Genomic DNA, 19195 nt, shown 5'->3' with positions numbered 1-19195 from the left:
CATTATTTCTTGTTTCAAAAATTTAATCACAGCGAGTTCGGTAAGAGCCAAATTATTATGAAAGACAAGTTTCGTACCGTATCCGACAGTATGGGTAATTTAGAAGTCCCCGTTGATGCTCTGTATGGCGCTCAAACTCAACGGGCCATTGATAACTTTAAAATCAGTGGCTTAACATTTTCATCACACTTTATTGTCGCCCTTGCACAAATAAAACACGCTGCAGCAGAAGCTAATCAAAGCCTAGGATTATTACCTGCAAGCATAGCTGAAGCTATCTGTAAGTCTGCCACTGAAATTATTCGTGGGGAGCACCATGATCAGTTCCCTATTGATATATTTCAAACTGGTTCAGGCACCAGTACTAACATGAACATGAATGAAGTGTTAGCCACCTTAGCTTCTCGTGAGCAAGAAAATACTGTACATGCTAATGACCATGTCAATATGGGGCAAAGTAGTAATGATGTCATCCCCACTGCTATCCATATCAGCAGTGCACAACGGATCGCTAATCAGTTGCTTCCTGCATTGACACATCTTCATCAGCGTCTTGCCCAACGCGCCAGTGAACATATGGATACCGTTAAAACTGGCCGGACTCACCTGATGGATGCAATGCCCGTCACTTTAGGCCAAGAGTTAACGGGCTGGGCCCAGCAGATTAATGATTGTCGTAATCGCATCCGGGCTGTTCTCCCTCGCTTACATACTATTGCGCTAGGCGGAACAGCTGTTGGCACAGGTATTAACACACACTCTGCATTTGCCACAGAAGCAATGGGGCGGCTCAGTGTGTTAGCTGACTTAGACCTAACAATGGCACCTAGCTTTTTTACGTTGATCAGCACCCAAGACACCGCTGTTGAGCTTTCCGGTCAATTAAAAACACTCGCGGTAGCGCTTCTCAAAATCAGTAATGATTTACGCTGGATGAACAGTGGCCCACAGGCCGGACTGGGTGAAATCACCCTCGCAGCGTTACAGCCTGGTAGCAGTATCATGCCAGGTAAAGTAAACCCCGTTATTCCTGAAGCAGTGATGATGGCTGCAGCCCAAGTCGTTGGCAATGATGCAACAATTACCCTTGCAGGTCAGTCAGGTAATTTTCAATTAAATGTCATGTTACCTGTTATTGCTTTTAATCTTTTACAAAGTATTGAGTTACTCAGCAATTCTGTCAATGCCTTAGCAGATCAAGCCATTGCCACATTTAAAGTAAACCAGACAACAATTAATCAACCTTTATACCGCAACCCTATTTTAGTGACCGCACTAAACCCAATCATCGGTTATGAAAAAGCAGCCACGATTGCCAAACAAGCCTACCAACAGGACCGACCTGTGCTTGATGTTGCTCTAGAGTACACCTCACTCAGTAAAGAGCATCTAGAGCAACTGCTTGATCCCTTTAAATTGACACAAGGGGGTTTAGAACATGAATAGATGGCAATAGCCTCATTTTTAAGTATCGGTTATGGGCTGATGTAATGCTTAAGATTTTGATACGCAACATTTAAATGTACATCAGTAAAGGTTGGGCGACACTGATAAAGCGTTTGCAAGGCAAGCCCATGGATCATCGCCTGAGGATTTTCCGTTTCCAAACGGCTCATAACCGATAAAAAGTAGCGCATTAAGTCTGGTTGATAATGCTGACAAAAATAATCGACAATAAAAGGTAAAGCAGGATCCATCCGCTGCAGATGGTGACTTCGACACTCTGGATGCCCAGAAATCACATCTTGATGCTGATTGATATTCTGTTCTTCCTGCTGCAATAATGCGCTTATAAACTGGCGCTGGGCAGGTTCTGGTAACGTCATTAATGGTTGTATAAAGTTACTCGGTACATAGCCTGTTTGTTCCTGCCGCCAATCCTGAATAACAACTATTTTTCTGCCAGGAATAGGAATATATAAATAATATTCACAAGCGGATAAATAGCCAGCAGGCTGATTTTGTAGCGCATTTGTTTGATAAAATACAACTTTCTGCTGACCTGATACTAACCTTGCCACCTGCCAATCAGCATGAGTTAACCCTGTTACTAACATTAACAACCCTACAAACAACGCTAGCCGCACAACCATTCTTTACTTCCTTTTGAGTTCACTATACACCCTATTTGTATTGGGCTGTTTTATAATTTACATCGGTTAAAACTGACCAACAATGTACCAACACACTTTCAGAGGCGGGCCACTATACTGAATTTTTCGGCCAGGACAAACGGCTTGCTTCACATATACTACGGATATTAGTCTTATAAATGCATGTGAAGTAAACAGCCCTACCTATATCCACATATACTCATGCATTCTTCTCGCAAATAACACTTCCCCTTATTAATAACGTCATGGCTTTTGTCTATACCTATTCTTGCAGTTAACACAACTGGATAACCTCAATAAGCACAAGGAATCGCTAAAATGCGTTATTTACTTTTTAGTAAGCTATGCATGGCACGCAAAGCAATTATCAACCACTTAGCCAAAGCACTAGCACTCTGCAGTTTGGCCATTAGTGTACCGAGTATTGGTCAGATACTTGACTCAAATGATATTCAAGCCTATGTGAATGATGCACAATTAGCTGAAGCAGCAGGATATAAAACCCTATATGTTGTCTGTGAAAGCTATAACTACCAACCTGGAATATGCACTTTAGGTGATCTAAAAATAATTCACACCAATGTTCATAAAAAATTATCAAGATCAAGTTGTAATAACAGTGTATGGTCAACCACTGACAACCAAATTATCACCACCAAAGGTTGTCGAGCCGTTTTTCAAGTACTCGCCGAACTTAATGTAAACCCTGTTACTCTTCAGTGCGATAGCAAGAACTACCGCTACCATGAATGTCCATTGCCATTTCAAGTCAAAGGCGCCTGGTTGAGGAAACGCAATTCTGATTCCCCCTGCGAACAAGAAAAAGGTTGGGGGACTCGTAATAATATACTTTGGGTGAATAATGGTTGCCGAGGTGTATTTAACCTTTTCTAAATTAATTTCTTTGACGGTAAAAATAAACAATAAAAAATGTCCCCGACTGCCGTAAAAATGCGGCAATCCAAATTGCAAACCCACCTTTTGCTATATCTAAATCACTTTAAATAATGCACCTGTGGTATTTCCAAATGATGGTATTTTGTGGTGAACAAAGTTGATTTAAAAAGTGGGTAATCTTAAGATAGAAACAAATTGAACTTATTACTTGAAAGCACGCAGAAATAGAATTAAAGGCTGTAAAAGTACAAATACAGCATGGTAGAAGTTTACCATGCTGTATATTTTTATAAATTAGCTGTTAGCTATCGCATACTGACTTCTAATTGGATAATGAACATTTGTTTGAGCCGTTATATTGACGTTTGTTTTACGTTCAAAAACCATAACGCAATCAGACCCACCAAACTGAAAGAAAGAGAACATCTCACCTTTACTCAAGTTTTTGCCAGTCAAACAACCTTGAATTTTTTCATTGAGGAATTTCACTTGTTGGTTGTAATCCAACTTACATTTTTCTTCTTCTGATAATTCAATTGGCTGATGCCCTTCATCCCTTGGTGTAACAAATACAACAGAAGAAACCTGAGCCATACCCATCGGCAGAATAGCGACTTTACCAATACTTGACTCCAATACTAACAGTCCTCGGCACTGAACAAACTGGTAGCCTGTATTATCCTCCGCGTCCAGAAGCCGTTTAGGAGTAACAATATTCGCAGGTTCTTTATTGCCCTCCTCATCAGCATTAACTGTAAGTTCAACCTCCAGATAGACCTGACCAGGAATAAATTTAGCTTCTAATACTTTACCTGCTACTGGTGTATGCATTCTATGGTAATCGTATGTATTCAAGAAACTATGACAGAAAATTCCACCTTCAAAGGCATCCGCATAATCACTATCTTGTAGTAACTCACGAATAGACCATTCAATATTTTTCACGACAATACTTGGTGGAGCAACCAGAGGTGGGCCCACTTTTGTACTCACCGCCCATTGCCCCACAAAAGTAGATTCAGCAGGAAATACTATAACCTTATCATTTTTGGGTTGTGCTACAGGTCTTTGAACATTAATGTCTTTGAATTGACGAGCAAAAAATGCATTAAAATTAGGGTACTCTTCTGGTGCTTTTTCGTAGTCTTGCCATGCATATTCAGGGGCATATTTAAATGATGATAAATATTCTGTTGAAGCATCCGTATTCAAAAATGCCCCCCATTCAACCGCAAAGTCCCTCAACCAGAGCGAAATGGGTGATAACTCTTTTCCTTCTTGTGGTTCAATTGGACTTTGCAAAGCTTCTAACTGAGGCTGGTTAAAGTAATAATAAAACTGTGTAATACGTAAATACACTGTACGTTCGTGTAAAACCTCTCCATACCAATCCCAAACTCGTATTTCTGGCATCCAGGTAACTAATGCATCTACATAAAAGTAAAACTGATCTAAGGTCTTGATACGATCAAGCTCTGGAATACGTTGTTTACTCACTTTTTTAATAGCATTATCGAAAAAAGCAGCATAGTAGTTTGTATCAATAATATGCTTTAATTGTTTTGTAGCTTTCTGTTGGGGGTTATAAGTAACACCTACTGGAGGTAATCCAGACAGAAATGGCCGTGGCTGGGATGGTAGCTCTTTTCCCTCCTCTGCAAGCGGCCCTCGTTTTATCGCATTTTGAAGATCTTGAGCTGTAGCAAGGCGGTGATGTGGAGTCCTAGCGCGAAATTTTCCACTCATAGTGTTATTTCCTTATAACAATGGTTAGTTACTTTTTTATCTTATAGTTGTATGCAATACCAGGCATTATCAGGTTTATCATGCTCATAAAATTTAATTCTTAAATATGCAACTTCCCAGAAAAATAACGAATAATATACCCATAGGGCACAAGATAGAAAATACATAATGTATATTTATTGATGGTTACACAATTATTAACCTTCATTTCTTTATAAAAGTTGCTTTTACCCTTTTTGACACAAGCATATAAGGAACCCAGATAATGACCATGACCAGTGAGCGTGTAAGCTCCTTAATGGTATCAGGGTCAAAAACGGATTCATTTGGAAGAACCAACTTTATAGCAAATGCATCTGCAATAATGAATAACAGACTAAAAATAGCAATGCTGATGTAGCACTTGGGAAAATCTCTGTTCTTAGTGAAGAATAAATAGGCCATATATAACCAGGCTAATAACAAGCCACTATTAATTAATATCTCTCCAATAATGATAGGTGCCCACAGAAAATGGTACATTTCTGCTCCTGGCGTTGTCAGTGCTTCCCAAACCTCCGTTGAAAAAACATCTGAATAAGTCGTCACACACAATATAATAATTCTGAATGGCGTGAGAACTATACCTATAGCAATTAAAATCAGCCATCCACTGATGCCTTCAAGTTTTTTTTCTTCGTTCATTTTTATACCTCTTTTAACAACCTAACTTCAATACTCATCTACACTTGAGAACGATCTTTCAAAGTGAAGGCTTCAATGGAAGCTTAGCTCAAAAAGGAATTTATGGGTTAAAAAATAATTTCACTATTAAATCAGAGCAATTGTATATAAAAATAGTTTGTGATGAAAAAGGGTGGATAATGCTCATCGAACTGTTTGCCGCAAGGATGCAGCAAACAAGCTTCCAAGGAAGGATTCACGGCGTGTTCGAAGGGCATTATCCAGATGTTGGACAAAGACGCTTAAAAAACTAACTCAAGGTATTCCGTAAATGGGCAGGAATAAAACGTCGTTCAACCCCTTCAAAAAGCCATTCTGTAAAAATAGCAAGTAATGCTGCAGGAACAGCACCAAACAACACGAGTGTCGTATCGTTTAATGAAAGCCCCATAACGATTGGTTCTCCTAAGCCACCAGCACCAATAAAAGCCGCTAATGTAGCAGTACCAATATTAATAATTGCAGCTGTTCTAATACCAGAAAAAATCATGGGCACTGCAAGAGGTATATAAACATGCCGTAATTGTTCTCTAGGGGTTAACCCCATACCAACAGCAACTTGTTGCATAACAGGGTCTAGGGTTAATAATGCAGTCAATGTATTACGCACAATCGGCAATAATGAGTACAAAAATAATGCAACCACCGCAGGTATCCAACCAATCCCCAGCAGTGGTATCATCAATGCTAATAGTGCAATCGAAGGTATTGTTTGTAGCAATCCCGTACAATAAACTAACATACGACTTGCTTTTGGCTGACGATATACAGCAATACTCAGTGGTATGCCAACCAGACAGGAGCATATCAGAGCCAAAATCGTCAGTTGTAAGTGTTCAACAATATAGCGAGGTAACAATTGCCAGGGACTATTCAGGTCCTGAGATTCGGACGATTTAGATTTAATCAATGCCTCATCAATTAAAAACTGTTCCGCAACCTCTGCGAAACTTTGATCATCATTAACAACCTGGCTATTCAACTGCTGCATTTTGGCTTCATCAATTCGATTAGCCAATGCTTGTAAACTGTTGATTAATGCTGGATCTGCATCATTGCGAATCAAGGGCACTGCATCATATCGCGGAAAAAATTGTTTATCATCCTTAAGAATCCGCAGTTGATATCGAGCAATATCACCATCCGTCGTATAGGCATCGGTAATAGCAATTTGCTCATTAGCAATCGCCTGATAGGCCAAACTATGCTCAATACCCACAGGCTGATAAGGTAAGTCATATGCAGCCGCTAAAGGTTGCCAGCCATCTTTACGCTTTAAAAACTCGTGGCTAATGCCCAAACTTAAATCAGGATGATTAACCAAGTCAGAAATACTGGAGATATTATTCTGTTTAGCAATTTGTTCACTAATAACTAACGCATAAGTATTATTAAAACCTAAACGAGGTAATACCTTTAAACCCTCTTTTTTTGCTCTTTGTTGGAGCACTTTTAATGAAGGTGTATTTTCTAACTTTAAAATTGCTTGAGCTAAAGTCCCAGTATATTCCACATAAACATCAATTTCGCCTTGCTTCAATGCTTCATAGGTAATAATAGTTTTACCCAAACCTAATTTACGTTCAACATCAAAGCCATCATGTGCTAGCTTTTGTGCAATTATCTCACCTAACAAATAACCTTCATTAAATGCTTTACTACCAACCACCACTGTTTTTGCAATACTTTGTAAAGGTAATAGTAAGCCTACTATTAAAAAGAAAAGCCACCTACTCATCTTAAATATGCTCCTGTACAAGTCGAGCAACATAATCCGTGGCAGGTTGACTTACCACTTGTTCTACAGGTGCAAATTGAACGATCTCTCCTTGCTGCATTACTGCAATATGATCCGATAGTTTCACTGCTTCACGCATATCATGAGTAATGAGTAATACCGTTCTTGGTTCTGTTTCTTGCAATCTTAAAAAATACTGATAAATATCCATACGCGTTATAGGGTCTACTGCTGAGAAAGCTTCATCTAAAAGCAGAATTGGGGGCTTTAACATCATGGCTCGGCAAAGCCCGACACGCTGAGCTTGCCCCCCTGACAGTTCATGAGGAAACCGAGATAAAATAGCTTGATCAAGTCCCATTTTTTCAGCCAAATAGCTCAAACGCTCTTGTATAGATGATTCCGTCCATTGCTCAAGCTGTGCCAACAACACGACATTATTTGCCGCACTAAGGTGAGGAAATAAGCCAATTTGTTGGACTGCATATCCCATATGCCTGCGCCATTCCGCTTGATCATTATGTGATACTTGCTGCCCACAAATATGAATTTCCCCATCATCAGGTTGAATAAGCCCATTAATAAGCTTTAACAAAGTTGACTTACCACAGCCACTAGCACCCACAATAGCCGTGATTTTTTCTGTTGGTAACTCAAAGGAAAAGTTCTGAAACAGTGGCTGGCTATCAAAACTTAAACTAATGTTTCGCAGCTCAACAGCTGCTTTAAGCGTTGAGTCTACTTGCACAACAAACCCTTACTCATTATGATACATGCTCTCATCGTTATACCCTTCACGGGGGTACAATACAGACAAAACTCAGCCTTTCATTTTCATATATTTCACCAAACATATAGCCTATATTCTTTAGTAGTCTCACTGTATAGGCCATCCACACAAAAAAAAAGCGGTTATCTTGTAGATAACCGCTTAAAGTAAGACCATACCATGCATGATTTACAAATTCAAACCAAAGCAAACACCTTGTTTGCCAGCAATACCCTTTACTATGGCTGAAAACAGTAGGGAAAATCCTAATAGTTAGTTTATTTTTTCGACACTAAAAACTATACCCTAATGTTAATCCAGCAAAATTTTGCCCACTATTTTTTTCTGTCAATCCTCCATTTGAAAAATGCCTGGCAAATAATTCAACATTGATACCGTTATCAAACCGATATCCCACTGCTAATTTTTCTCCAAATGTAAATTTAGAACTAATTCGATCTGTTTTTTTATCCTTTATATATGCGCCTAACCCTAATGAGAGATAGCTATTAGTTCCACTGAGTAATGCAACATCCTTTGAAAAACCAAAGAAGTTAACATCAAATTTTCCTAAGGCTCCATCTCCTTTATATGCACCCACTTCAATATTATTTCGTGCAGGCAATCTAAAAAATGTGTCCGGTTGACTATAAGAAATCGCACCAAAGTGAAGTTTTTCAAAACCATCACTTCTAAAACTTTCTCCCCCATGAATAGCCAGTTGATTACTTTTATCACCAAACATGGGATTTACTTCAATATCTTCATCAGCATGTACAGGTAGGATAAGAATATTTATCACAAATAATACTGCAATAGATTCACATTTCATAATAGCCTCAAAAATGATATTTCTTACGACTTAATGAAGAGAAAACCAATATTGAAATAAGCATAACTTATACATGAATAGGCTACCATCAGAGGTTCTTTAATTGACAACTTACACACAACTTGTTTTAGTAACAGACCACAAACTAACGGCGTGCAGCATCCATCAATTCAACCTCTATTACATTTTGCGATCTTTCATAGCTAAAAATAAAAACACAAAAAAATTCATTTATATTTATTCGCATTCCATTCAAACCCATACCCTTTTATAAAACCGTTAAATACAGCAAACAAATAATTAAGATAACAAATTGTAATTCACACATTTCTTATTACACATTAATTAATATATAAGCTCACTATTAAAAATAACGTTCCATTTGGAGTGATCTTATATGACTACTAAAAAAAGTTTAATTTTTGGCACTATTATTTCTCTATCACTTATTTCAGCAGCAACCTCAAACGCTAGTTCTTACAATGATAGTGATAGCTGTAAACAATCAGGAAAAGGATATTCTTCATGTACAACTCATGCAGGGATTAACTTTAAAAATAATAAAACAAAAACTTCTAATAATAATGACTGGTCGTTTCCAAGCAATTTCCCTACTAACTTTCCAAGTAACAATGATTGGTCATTTCCGGATTTCCCCGACTTTCCTGACTTCCCGAATTTTCCAAACGATAATAATTGGCCTAATACTGATGACACCAACTCAAATATATGCCAAGACATAGCTAAAGTAGATCAACTGAAAGATTGGAAAACAACGGGTACAGCTAAATTAACAGGTCCAATTCAAAGTAGCATGTGTGAAGGTAAAAATGAATTTCACTTAAGCGGTTCTTCTTTGCAAAATGGAGAACTTATCTACCCTCTCACCTCAGGTAAACAGTACAGTCTGGATATCATAGTGCATGGCTTAAACAATATTGCCACCAAACTATATGTTAATGCCTGTGGCTCACAAAGCACATTATCGGTTAAAGGGGATGGAAAACAACACAAATCAACAGGCAGAGTGAAACTCAATTCTATCTATGCTAACTGTGATGCTATAAGAATATATACTGACTATTCTGAAAATCCTAATTACACAATTGCAATTGATAAGCTTGAGGTAACAAATAATTAGTTAACAACTCGTGTTAAAAATAATTATTGCTTAGTTCATATATCCAATGTAAAGGGTTATATCTTTGGATAATAGAATATTTCATTTCAAAAATAACAAGCGCAATGGATGCGCTTGTTACTACTAATGTTAATAACTGCCCCTATGCTACTAACAATTGATTACATATAACTAAAACTTTATCGACTAACTTTACATGCATAACTCGTTATTGATAATTTTTGGTATAAACATGCTAACTTTCTCGGCTTTTATTCAAAACAACTATCAATCAACATAAAACTTATCAAATTGTAGCAACATAACGCGAACTGCATCACACAGTTATGAGAACCAACCCACAAAATTATAGTTCACCAAACACTATAATAGGTTCTTTTACCAAACAAACATAACTATGGATACACGTTTTTTTGAAGGTATACTGATAATTTTTGCCTTTTATATTGTTATTGGCTTAATAGTTTTAGATATTTACTTTTTTTTATAAATATAGCTTTGCCATATTTATACCGCTATTCGATACCTATACACGCATAAAGCGGCTTTATAAGTACATACGTCTTCTTTCTTAATTTTATATTTTTAGCGTCAATTTAACCTTGACTAATAAAAAATAATTTTCCTATGAAAATTATTTTTTAAAATACCACCATACCAACTAAGAATTTTCCCTTACCCTCCGTAATAATTTTTACTTTAATACTCACTCCCTATTTCCCTAGTGAGCACTCTTATCGTTGATAACGCTCCTTGACTCATTCTTGATTCAGGTCACTGTTTTTTTCAAATGACAGAGTATGTTTATTGTCATACAATCTACAGTATTCTAAAAACAAAACTGACATGAGTCTAAGATATGAACAAAGCAATCCGCCTGAATGCCGCAGATAATGTGGCAACCTTGCTGGCTGATGCCCATAAAGGTGAACAGATCCATGTTATCTCCGCTAGCAACGGGCTAGAGGGCATCATCACCTTGCTGCAAGATATTCCATTCGGCAATAAAGTCGCTTGGCAACCCATGCAGAAAGGGCAAACAGTCATAAAAGGAAGTTTTTCCATCGGCAAGTCAATCAAGCCTATTGCCACTGGCCAAATGGTTCATGTTCACAACGTCCGAAGCCAAAAGCTTGATATTCCCACCGCAATCATTCAGCAGATTATTCAGCAAATGAATATTCAGGAGGACGTATGAAGCATTTTCAAGGGTATTTACGTTCAAATGGAACAGTAGGTATTCGCAATCTGCTGTTAATTATTGCTGTTGACGAGTGTGCTGAAGGCATTGCACGGGCGATTAGCGATAAAGTAACTAACAGTGTCGTACTCACCAACTACAACACATGCATGTATGGTGGTAATGAGGAAATGATTGCCACCCTCATCAATGCAGCCTGTAACCCTAACGTTGGCGGAGCGCTGGTGATTACGATGGGTTGCGGCAGTATTAACCCTACTATCATCACTACCCCGATTGCAGCCTGTGGTAAGCCTGTGGAATCGCTTACCTGTATCAAATCTCAAGGCACCCGCAGCACAATTCGCGAAGGCACCGAAAAAGCACAAGCTATTGCCGATGAAATCAATCGTGTAGAACGTGTCGAGGTGCCTGTAAGTCAATTATTTGTTGGCGTTAAATGCGGTGGCTCGGATACCACATCAGGCATCGCTTCAAATCCGAGTGTTGGTCGTGCTGTTGATAAACTGATTGATAATGGTGCTTCTGCTGTCGCAGGTGAGCTTCTTGAACTACTAGGTTGTGAGGATGTGTTAAGACAACGCTCTATTAATGACCAGGTAGCGAACAACATTGAACGATTAATTCAAGAAGAAGAAAAACGCTGGCATGTTGCAGGCACAGACCTGGAAACCATGAGTGTTGGAAACAGTATAGGTGGTTTAACCACTTTAGAAGAAAAATCACTGGGTGCACTTGCAAAAACAGGGTCACGTCCAATTCAAGATATTTTAAAAATAAATGCAAAACAAATAGATAAACCCAAACAACCAGGTTTATATCTTTCCGAAACAACCATGCTTTGCGGCGGCGCAGGAATGCATTTTGCGGCCCTTGGCTGTCAAGTTATTTTATGGACGACTGGCGGCGCCGGTTTTAATAACCCTATCGTGCCTGTAATACGTGTGAGTGGCAATCCAGCACTAATTAATGACGATATTGATGTCGATGCCACTGGCATTATGTCAGGCACAGACAGTATCGAAGCTGTTTCAGAACGAATCCTAAATTCATTAAACAACGTTATTAATGGTGAACCTACCGCTATCGAAGAAATTGGTTACGCCTATTGCACGCTGTATCAAAAGGATCAGCGAGTCGAAAAATTATTGGGTATTGAGCCTAAATAATCCTTTCTAAATTGAGAGGTTTAATCATGAAAATTACCGATGTTGAAGTCATTCACCTGCGAATACCACCACTAGATGAAGAATGCGAATGGGGTGAAGATGCATTGGTTGTTCGAGTCCATACCGATAAAGGCATTATTGGCCTTGGTGAAGCTGATAGCTCTCCTATGGTTATTAAAGCCCTTATTGAAGCACCTAATTCAAACCTCTATTGCAATGGATTAAAAGCCTTATTAATAGGTGAAAATCCTCTTGAAATAGAGCGTTTGTGGCAAAAAATGTATTGGTCATCTAACTATGTGGGACGTCGTGGCGCAGGCATTCATGCCATTAGTGCCATTGATATTGCACTTTGGGATATCGCTGCACAATTTTATGACGTTCCATTACATACACTTTTAGGAGGAAAATATCGAAATAAAATAAAAGCCTATGGCACCTTTATTCCTGTTGATTGTGCTCAAGAAAACATTAATTTTGCGAGTAGTTTGGTAAAAAAAGGGTTTACCAGTATTAAGTTTGGTGGTGGTATGATGGGTAGTCATCCTGAAGCAGATTATCAAACCGTGAAAATCATCCGTGAGACTGTCGGTAACGATATTGAACTGCAAATTGATTTAGCTACCCGCTGGAAAACTGCCGGCCATGCACTTGCAATGTGCAAACGGCTCGAACCATTTAATCTTAACTGGATTGAAGAGCCTTTATTAGCGGATGATCGCTACGGCTATCAAAAACTCGCCAGCCAAGTGTCGCAAAAAATTGCGGGAGGTGAAACGCTCACAACCCGTTATGAATTTAAAGATTTTCTTGAGTTTCACCAACCCGATATTGTACAGCCTGATATTACCCGCTGCGGTGGTATCACAGAAATGCGCAAAATAAATGACTTAGCCCAGTTATATGGTGTGCAGCTGATTCCTCACGGTTTTAGCACAGGTATCTTGCTTGCAGCATCGGTACATTTTCTTGCTGCAACAGAGCATGGCACCCTGATGGAGTACTCGGAAAGTCCAAGCCTATTAGCGAATGACAATGGATTAGTCATTAACCCGATACGTTTCGACCAAGGTTATTTGGATGTTCCTGACCGCCCTGGACTGGGCATAGCGCTAAACGAACACATTATAAAAAAATATCAGGTGATGTAATCCTTGTTAGTTGCGCATTCCTTTATCCCAACTATGGGGAATGTACAAAGGAGATACCGATGAAAACGACAAAAAAATTAGACACTTTTCTACTCACAACTAGCCTTATTACGGTTGCAACCATTGTTATTAGCCTGACAATGTTCCCTGAAGCCGGTAAAGCTGGTGCAAACTATCTTTTTAACCTACTCACCGCCATCTTTGGCACCCCCGTATTACTGGCTGTTTTTGGTGCAGTCATTTTCCTCGTATTACTTGGCTTTAGTAAGTATGGCAATATCAAACTAGGAGAAGGGACACCAGATTACTCAACATTCAGTTGGGTAGCCATGATGATTTGTGCCGGCTTAGGCTCTGCCACTGTGTATTGGGCCTTTGCTGAATGGGCATATTACTTCAACGCACCACCCTTAGGTGTTGAGGCAGGAACAACCGCCGCCTATGAAATCAGTACAGCTTACAATCTATTTCACTGGGGTGTGAGTGCTTGGTCAACTTACTGCATTGCCGCATTACCCGTTGCCTATCACTTCCATGTGCGTAAAAACTCCGGTTTAAGCTTATCTGCAGTCTGTTCTGCAATACGAGGCAAGAAAGAGTCTACTCCTTTATGGCGTAGTACTTGCCGTGTTATTGATACCATTTTTATCTTTACCTGTTTTGGCGGCCTTTCAATAACCTTAGGGGTTTCAGTACCTATGGTGGCTGAAATCCTTGCCTCTATTATGGGGATTCAACCTAGCTTTGGTATGAACTTATCCATCATCCTGCTTATTTCTGCAGTTTTCTCCCTAAGTTCTTATGTAGGCATTAGTAAGGGAATGGCGCGTATTAGCAGCATGAACACTTACCTAGCGATAGGGTTTTGTCTGGCCGTCTTTTTAATTGGGCCCACACTGTACATTACTAAATCTACAGTGAATGGCTTAGGCACCATGTTCCAAAACTTTATTAAAATGAGCCTTTGGACTGATCCGGTTGATAACAGTGGCTTTCCTGAAGGATGGACTATCTTCTACTGGTTATATTGGATTACCTACACTCCATTTGTAGGCTTATTTGTCACTAAAGTGTCCAAAGGACGTACTATACGTGCCGTCATATCTAACATGTTAGTGAGTGGCAGTGCGGGTTGTTTCTTCTTCTTTGGCATCATTGGTAACTTCTCACAACATGCTAATATCACAAGCACCGTAGACGTTGCGGGACTTGTTGCAGCGGGTCAGGGTAACCCTGCCATTGTACAGTTGCTGAATACCCTACCAATGAGTACTATATTTATTATCTTATTTGCTGCCATTTCAATATTGTTTTTAGCCACAACCCTAGACTCTGCGGCATTCACTATGGCGGCTACCGTCACCCCAGGACTAAAAGCAGGAGAAGATCCCTCACCCATGCACCGCTTATTTTGGTGTATTTTACTAGCCGCAGTGCCACTCGCTATGCTGTTTATAAATGCACCATTAAATACCATTAAAACCTGTGCCATTGTGACCTCCATACCCCTCACATTTATTTTGTGTTACATGGTTTATGGCTTCGTCAACTGGCTAAAAGCAGACTATGGCTTGCAAACAGCTGAACAAATAATGCAGGAGTCCGATATTCTTCCCAAAGAAGGTATTGTCCCCCCTGCAACAATAGCAGCAACAGACAGCTAATTTGAGTGTTTTAACACAACAATTAAAGCCGAGATTACAGTCTCGGCTTTTTTATTTCCGATTTTGTTTTAAATTTTTGCCCAGCTCAGTAAAGGTAGTAATATTTTCCTTTGCTAGTTTACCCGCCAATGCGGATTTTCCTTCACAAATAGCCGCCACAAGCTGTGTATGACTATTAGCACTTTCCTTAGCATCAAAGTCCAAATGTGTCATGCGTATAAACATCATTAACTGATTCAATACACTATTGTACATTCGAGCCAACCGTTGACTACCACTTAACTCAACAATCAGTTGATGAAGCTGCAAGTCAAACTGGCATACTTCATCAAGATCAACGGTATCAGACTGACACAAAGCAACGTATTGCTCAAATAATGCTTTTAGCTTCGCTCCCTTTTCATCTGTTATACGTTCCGCCAGCATTTCAGCAGCCTGACTTTCTAATGCAACCCGTAAATGATAAATCTCCCAAAGATCGTCTTCAGTAAACGAAACGACACGCCAGCCAGCATACGGCTTTTGAATCACTAAGCCCTCATTTGCCAGAGTATTTAGTGCCATTCTGATCGTCGTACGAGACAACTCTAAGTCTTTGGATAGTGTGCTCTCAACCAGCTTCTCACCAACCCCATAATCTCCAGAAATAATTTTTTCCCGAAGGTATTCAACCGCTTGCTCTTCTAGGCTCTGTTTAGAAAACTTCATTTAGTCATTAGCTCAATAATGTGGATCACTCGAAATCTAGCGTATTGCTAAAAACAACTATATTCAAGTTTTACCTACCCATCTGCAAAACTGTGTAGCTTTAAGGATGCAGTAACCAAGCCTCCAGGTAAGGCTTCACGGTGTACTCGAAAAGCATTATGCAAACGTTGAACAACGGTACTTTAGAAAATGGTAAAGTTATCTGTGATTGCCCTGGTTTTTTCCAAGAGGAATGATAACTACTCTAACAGATTGGGTTTAAAGCATTCTCCGAACAAGCCTGGCGCCTCTTTTGGCAAAATGATGCTTAATAACAAAAGCTATATGCCCAAGTACAAAAAAGCCAATAACCCATGCACCTATTTCATGCAATTCCATAACAACATTCATAGTCGACTCTTTTTCTTGCATAATATCAGGCATTGCAAACTGAAAAAAGTGTACATTATATGGGCTACTATCCATGATGATATAGCCTGTCACAGGCATAAATAACATAAGTATATATAGTAAGTATTGCCCTACTTTCGCATGCATTTGCTCACGTTTAGAAAAGTAAGTTGCAGGTAATTCAGGGTATTTTCCTATGTTGCGAGCCACAACTCTCAAGATCAAAAACAGCAACACCAAAATACCACTAGCGTGGTGTAGTTGTATCATTAAAAATGTTAAACTGCCTTCTTCGCCCATCACTTTTGCATATAAAATAGTGACAAACTGAATAGCAATCAACAATGCCATTATCCAATGAATTAACCGAATAGATAATGAGTACTTTTTATAGTCATTCATTTGGCAGTTAACCTCCGTGTTTTTTAATATAAGAGCACCTCTAAGGTCGTTAACCTGTATACTATTACAGTTTTGAATGATTGAGTAGCAAAAACGATAAGTCAAAATTAATATATAATAGCCAACCCACCTTCTGGTTTTAACTTTAATCTGACTTTTTTTCCTGTCGCTATTAAATCACCTATACCTGAAGGTGCCGAATCAAGCCTCTCACGTAAATCGGACAAGGCATTCTTATCTGATGATCTAATAGGTGCAAAGTCAACGACTGTTAAAGTAAGTTTCGCTGAACTATCTTGAGGACCTTTCACATTCAGTACTATGCCCTCTGGAAGTAATCCAACATAATGTAATTCATTACCCTGCCACAATGGTTTTGAAGAAAGTTTATCTTCAGCAACACTGGGAATTAACTCCAATTGATGATACGGACTATCTAGCTTGACATATAAGTAAGGCGACTGTCTTCTAGACTTAACTCGAAATGCATTAACCATTGATGAATTTCTCGCCAAACCTGTATTTTCACCCTTTGCAATGCCTTCAAATGCAGTCCATGTTGTTACCAGAGGGCTTTGTATATTTATAGCATCTCGCTTTTTCATAAAAACTTGATACCACGGCGCTGGAATATACTCTGGCGCTGAATGTGGGCCTTCAACATTATTTAATACCTTAGGAGGGATTACTTCACTGCCAAACAAATCCATTGGCACAAATGCATAAAAATGGCGACTAAAGTCTTCTGACTCCCCCTGGTAAATCCAGTGATTGAGCACACCAGGATGGTTTTTATTATTTACAGGCAATAATAGTGATGCTAAAAACAAGGCTGATAACACAAGAGAAATACCATAAACAATTCCTCGCGGACTTATTATTTGGTTCATAATAACAGACAGCGGCATGACCAATAAAACAACAGGTATAGTAATTATGGCACAGCTCATAATACCAATACCATCAACAACCCAAAACGTAAGTGGTAACCAAAGCAAACAAACTGGTACCCAGCACAAAAACTGCAGCCAGTATATATTTTTGCTCTGGACGAAAACGTTAAACTTTAATAACGCAAGACAAAAAACAACAGCCATTAATGGCACTATAAATAAATAAGATGCCACCTCCAACATCAATGAGGTACTAAGCCCTAAAACAACATAAACGCTCCATACGCCCAACCAAAAGTGTAAACCACTCTGGTTTTTAATGAACTTTTTAACCAGTTGTATTACGACAAGTATGGCTAATAAAACCTGCAATGAAAGCGTTACATAAGGATAAGCACTCCAAGGAACAGCTGTTTTTGTAATGAATTTCAATAACATTTCTACACTTAACGTGAGTGCAAATGCCAAAATACAACCTACAGGTACACTAAGAAAGCCTAGACCCATTTGACTTAACTGTTTTCGCCATCCACCATAATGTTGAGCTATTCCAACACTCAACACTATAAATGCTAGACAAAGCAACAACATTACAGGCAATGTCCATTTTGCATTCCAATAAACAACCCATCGAGTTAATACATCAAAATAAACTACACTCTCTTTATTCGATGCCTGATTTAATGAGTTTTCATCAAGTGAATCAATATATTTGATTAACTCAAGTACATTATTACCTTGATGTTGGACACTACCCAAATCAACATTATCTATTGCATCTAAAGGGGTATGGTAATGGTAAATATTTGAAAAAAATGCAAAGTGAGCCCCAGATTTACCTTTTGGTAAATAAACTGACATATCTGATGCATTAGGTAGATGAGAATAAATAAAAGGCGCAATGGCATTTCCTGCAGGGCGACTAAGTGCCTTAGCAACAGCTAATGCTGTAAATGCTTGATTTGTACCAGATTCAATTAAAAAACTGAGGCCTTGATTACCTCGCGCTTCAAGGTTAATAATATAATCTACCGCTTTAAAAAGTGGATTTTCTACGAATAAAGATGCGCCAAGCAAACCTTGCTCCTCAGCATCTGTAAACAGTAAAATGATATCCCCTTTTATGTTTCCTTGTTGTAATAGTACTTTAGCAACTTCAACAAGGCTGGCTACATTAATCGCATTATCTGCAGCACCCGCTGAAGCATTTACTGAGTCATAGTGGGCGGTCATCACAACTTTTTTTGCTGGATTTTTACCTGGAATTACCGCTAGGATATTACTCACCAATCCACAACGATTGCCATTGCATGCTTCACCCACGTTTACTTTTGGCGATAATCCTAAAGACTTAAGTTGTTGAACCAACCTTTTCCTCACGTCCTGTTGTGCCAAACTACCTGTTGGGTGTGGTTTTTCCGGAAAGAAAATTTTTTTATAAATAGCTTGGGCGCGATTGGCAGAAAATAGTGTATTACTGGCATCAATAGGTAATGGTTTAGGTGGTTGCAACATATAACTTACTAAAAAGATCAACACCAAAATGGAAACTACGCAGAGAAAAACGGGTAACCGATCGTTACTCTTTTCTATATCAGCTATAGATTGGTGATAACCACTCAAATGTTTTTCATGTAAGTCTGAATACATAAACTTT

General features: G+C 38.9%; 16 protein-coding genes. 7 read left to right on the top strand and 9 right to left on the bottom strand.

The window, feature by feature from the left end; translation table 11 throughout:
* Positions 1-57: 57 nt before the first annotated feature.
* Complete coding sequence (locus tag KCG35_RS17690) at positions 58-1446, top strand: class II fumarate hydratase (protein WP_215821127.1); 1389 nt, start codon at positions 58-60, stop codon at positions 1444-1446.
* 29 nt (positions 1447-1475) lie between these two features.
* Here the strand turns inward: KCG35_RS17690 and KCG35_RS17685 are convergent, their stop codons facing one another.
* Positions 1476-2093: a hypothetical protein gene (locus KCG35_RS17685; protein WP_215821126.1), complete on the bottom strand. Its 618-nt coding sequence runs from the start codon at positions 2091-2093 to the stop codon at positions 1476-1478.
* Between the two features lie 339 nt (positions 2094-2432).
* Here KCG35_RS17685 and KCG35_RS17680 point away from each other — a divergent pair, with 339 nt between their 5' ends.
* Positions 2433-3008: a DUF3011 domain-containing protein gene (locus KCG35_RS17680; RefSeq protein WP_215821125.1), complete on the top strand. Its 576-nt coding sequence runs from the start codon at positions 2433-2435 to the stop codon at positions 3006-3008.
* A 297-nt stretch (positions 3009-3305) separates the two neighbouring features.
* Here KCG35_RS17680 and KCG35_RS17675 read toward each other — a convergent pair whose 3' ends face one another.
* The 5 genes from KCG35_RS17675 to KCG35_RS17655 form a co-directional block, all read right to left on the bottom strand.
* Entirely contained in the window at positions 3306-4757 is a 1452-nt protein-coding gene (locus tag KCG35_RS17675) for a phosphatidylserine decarboxylase (protein WP_215821124.1), read from the bottom strand.
* A gap of 204 nt (positions 4758-4961) precedes the next feature.
* Positions 4962-5441: a DUF2569 domain-containing protein gene (locus KCG35_RS17670; RefSeq protein WP_215821123.1), complete on the bottom strand. Its 480-nt coding sequence runs from the start codon at positions 5439-5441 to the stop codon at positions 4962-4964.
* Positions 5442-5730: 289 nt separating this feature from the next.
* On the bottom strand, positions 5731-7218 hold the full coding sequence (locus tag KCG35_RS17665) for a glycine betaine ABC transporter substrate-binding protein (RefSeq protein ID WP_215821122.1): 1488 nt from the start codon (positions 7216-7218) through the stop codon (positions 5731-5733).
* A gap of 1 nt (position 7219) precedes the next feature.
* Positions 7220-7966, bottom strand: a complete 747-nt coding sequence (locus tag KCG35_RS17660) for an ATP-binding cassette domain-containing protein (RefSeq protein ID WP_215821121.1) — start codon at positions 7964-7966, stop codon at positions 7220-7222.
* 313 nt (positions 7967-8279) lie between these two features.
* On the bottom strand, positions 8280-8819 hold the full coding sequence (locus KCG35_RS17655) for an acyloxyacyl hydrolase (protein WP_215821120.1): 540 nt from the start codon (positions 8817-8819) through the stop codon (positions 8280-8282).
* Positions 8820-9216: 397 nt separating this feature from the next.
* Between KCG35_RS17655 and KCG35_RS17650 the strand changes: the two genes are divergently transcribed.
* The 5 genes from KCG35_RS17650 (at position 9217) to KCG35_RS17630 (ending at position 15145) form a co-directional block, all read left to right on the top strand.
* Entirely contained in the window at positions 9217-9960 is a 744-nt protein-coding gene (locus KCG35_RS17650) for a hypothetical protein (protein WP_215821119.1), read from the top strand.
* Between the two features lie 859 nt (positions 9961-10819).
* On the top strand, positions 10820-11158 hold the full coding sequence (locus tag KCG35_RS17645) for a UxaA family hydrolase (protein ID WP_215821118.1): 339 nt from the start codon (positions 10820-10822) through the stop codon (positions 11156-11158).
* Entirely contained in the window at positions 11155-12330 is a 1176-nt protein-coding gene (locus tag KCG35_RS17640) for a UxaA family hydrolase (RefSeq protein ID WP_215821117.1), read from the top strand. The genes KCG35_RS17645 and KCG35_RS17640 overlap by 4 nt, the downstream gene beginning before the upstream one ends.
* A gap of 26 nt (positions 12331-12356) precedes the next feature.
* Positions 12357-13481 carry a mandelate racemase/muconate lactonizing enzyme family protein gene (locus KCG35_RS17635; protein ID WP_215821116.1) on the top strand — a complete coding sequence of 375 codons (1125 nt, stop codon included), beginning with the start codon at positions 12357-12359 and terminating at the stop codon, positions 13479-13481.
* 59 nt (positions 13482-13540) lie between these two features.
* Complete coding sequence (locus KCG35_RS17630) at positions 13541-15145, top strand: BCCT family transporter (protein WP_215821115.1); 1605 nt, start codon at positions 13541-13543, stop codon at positions 15143-15145.
* Positions 15146-15196: 51 nt separating this feature from the next.
* Here the strand turns inward: KCG35_RS17630 and KCG35_RS17625 are convergent, their stop codons facing one another.
* From KCG35_RS17625 to KCG35_RS17615, 3 genes are all read right to left on the bottom strand, one after another.
* Positions 15197-15853: a GntR family transcriptional regulator gene (locus tag KCG35_RS17625; protein WP_215821114.1), complete on the bottom strand. Its 657-nt coding sequence runs from the start codon at positions 15851-15853 to the stop codon at positions 15197-15199.
* 258 nt (positions 15854-16111) lie between these two features.
* Entirely contained in the window at positions 16112-16645 is a 534-nt protein-coding gene (locus KCG35_RS17620; protein ID WP_215821113.1) for a cytochrome b, read from the bottom strand.
* Positions 16646-16752: 107 nt separating this feature from the next.
* The coding region (locus tag KCG35_RS17615; protein WP_215821112.1) for a M28 family peptidase at positions 16753-19195 on the bottom strand (2443 nt) is incomplete at its 5' end.

Source organism: Zooshikella harenae, from assembly GCF_018837975.1.
Lineage (GTDB): Bacteria > Pseudomonadota > Gammaproteobacteria > Pseudomonadales > Zooshikellaceae > Zooshikella > Zooshikella harenae.
The sequence above is the reverse complement of the archived record's forward strand: the minus strand, read 5'-3'. Positions and strand labels throughout refer to the sequence as shown.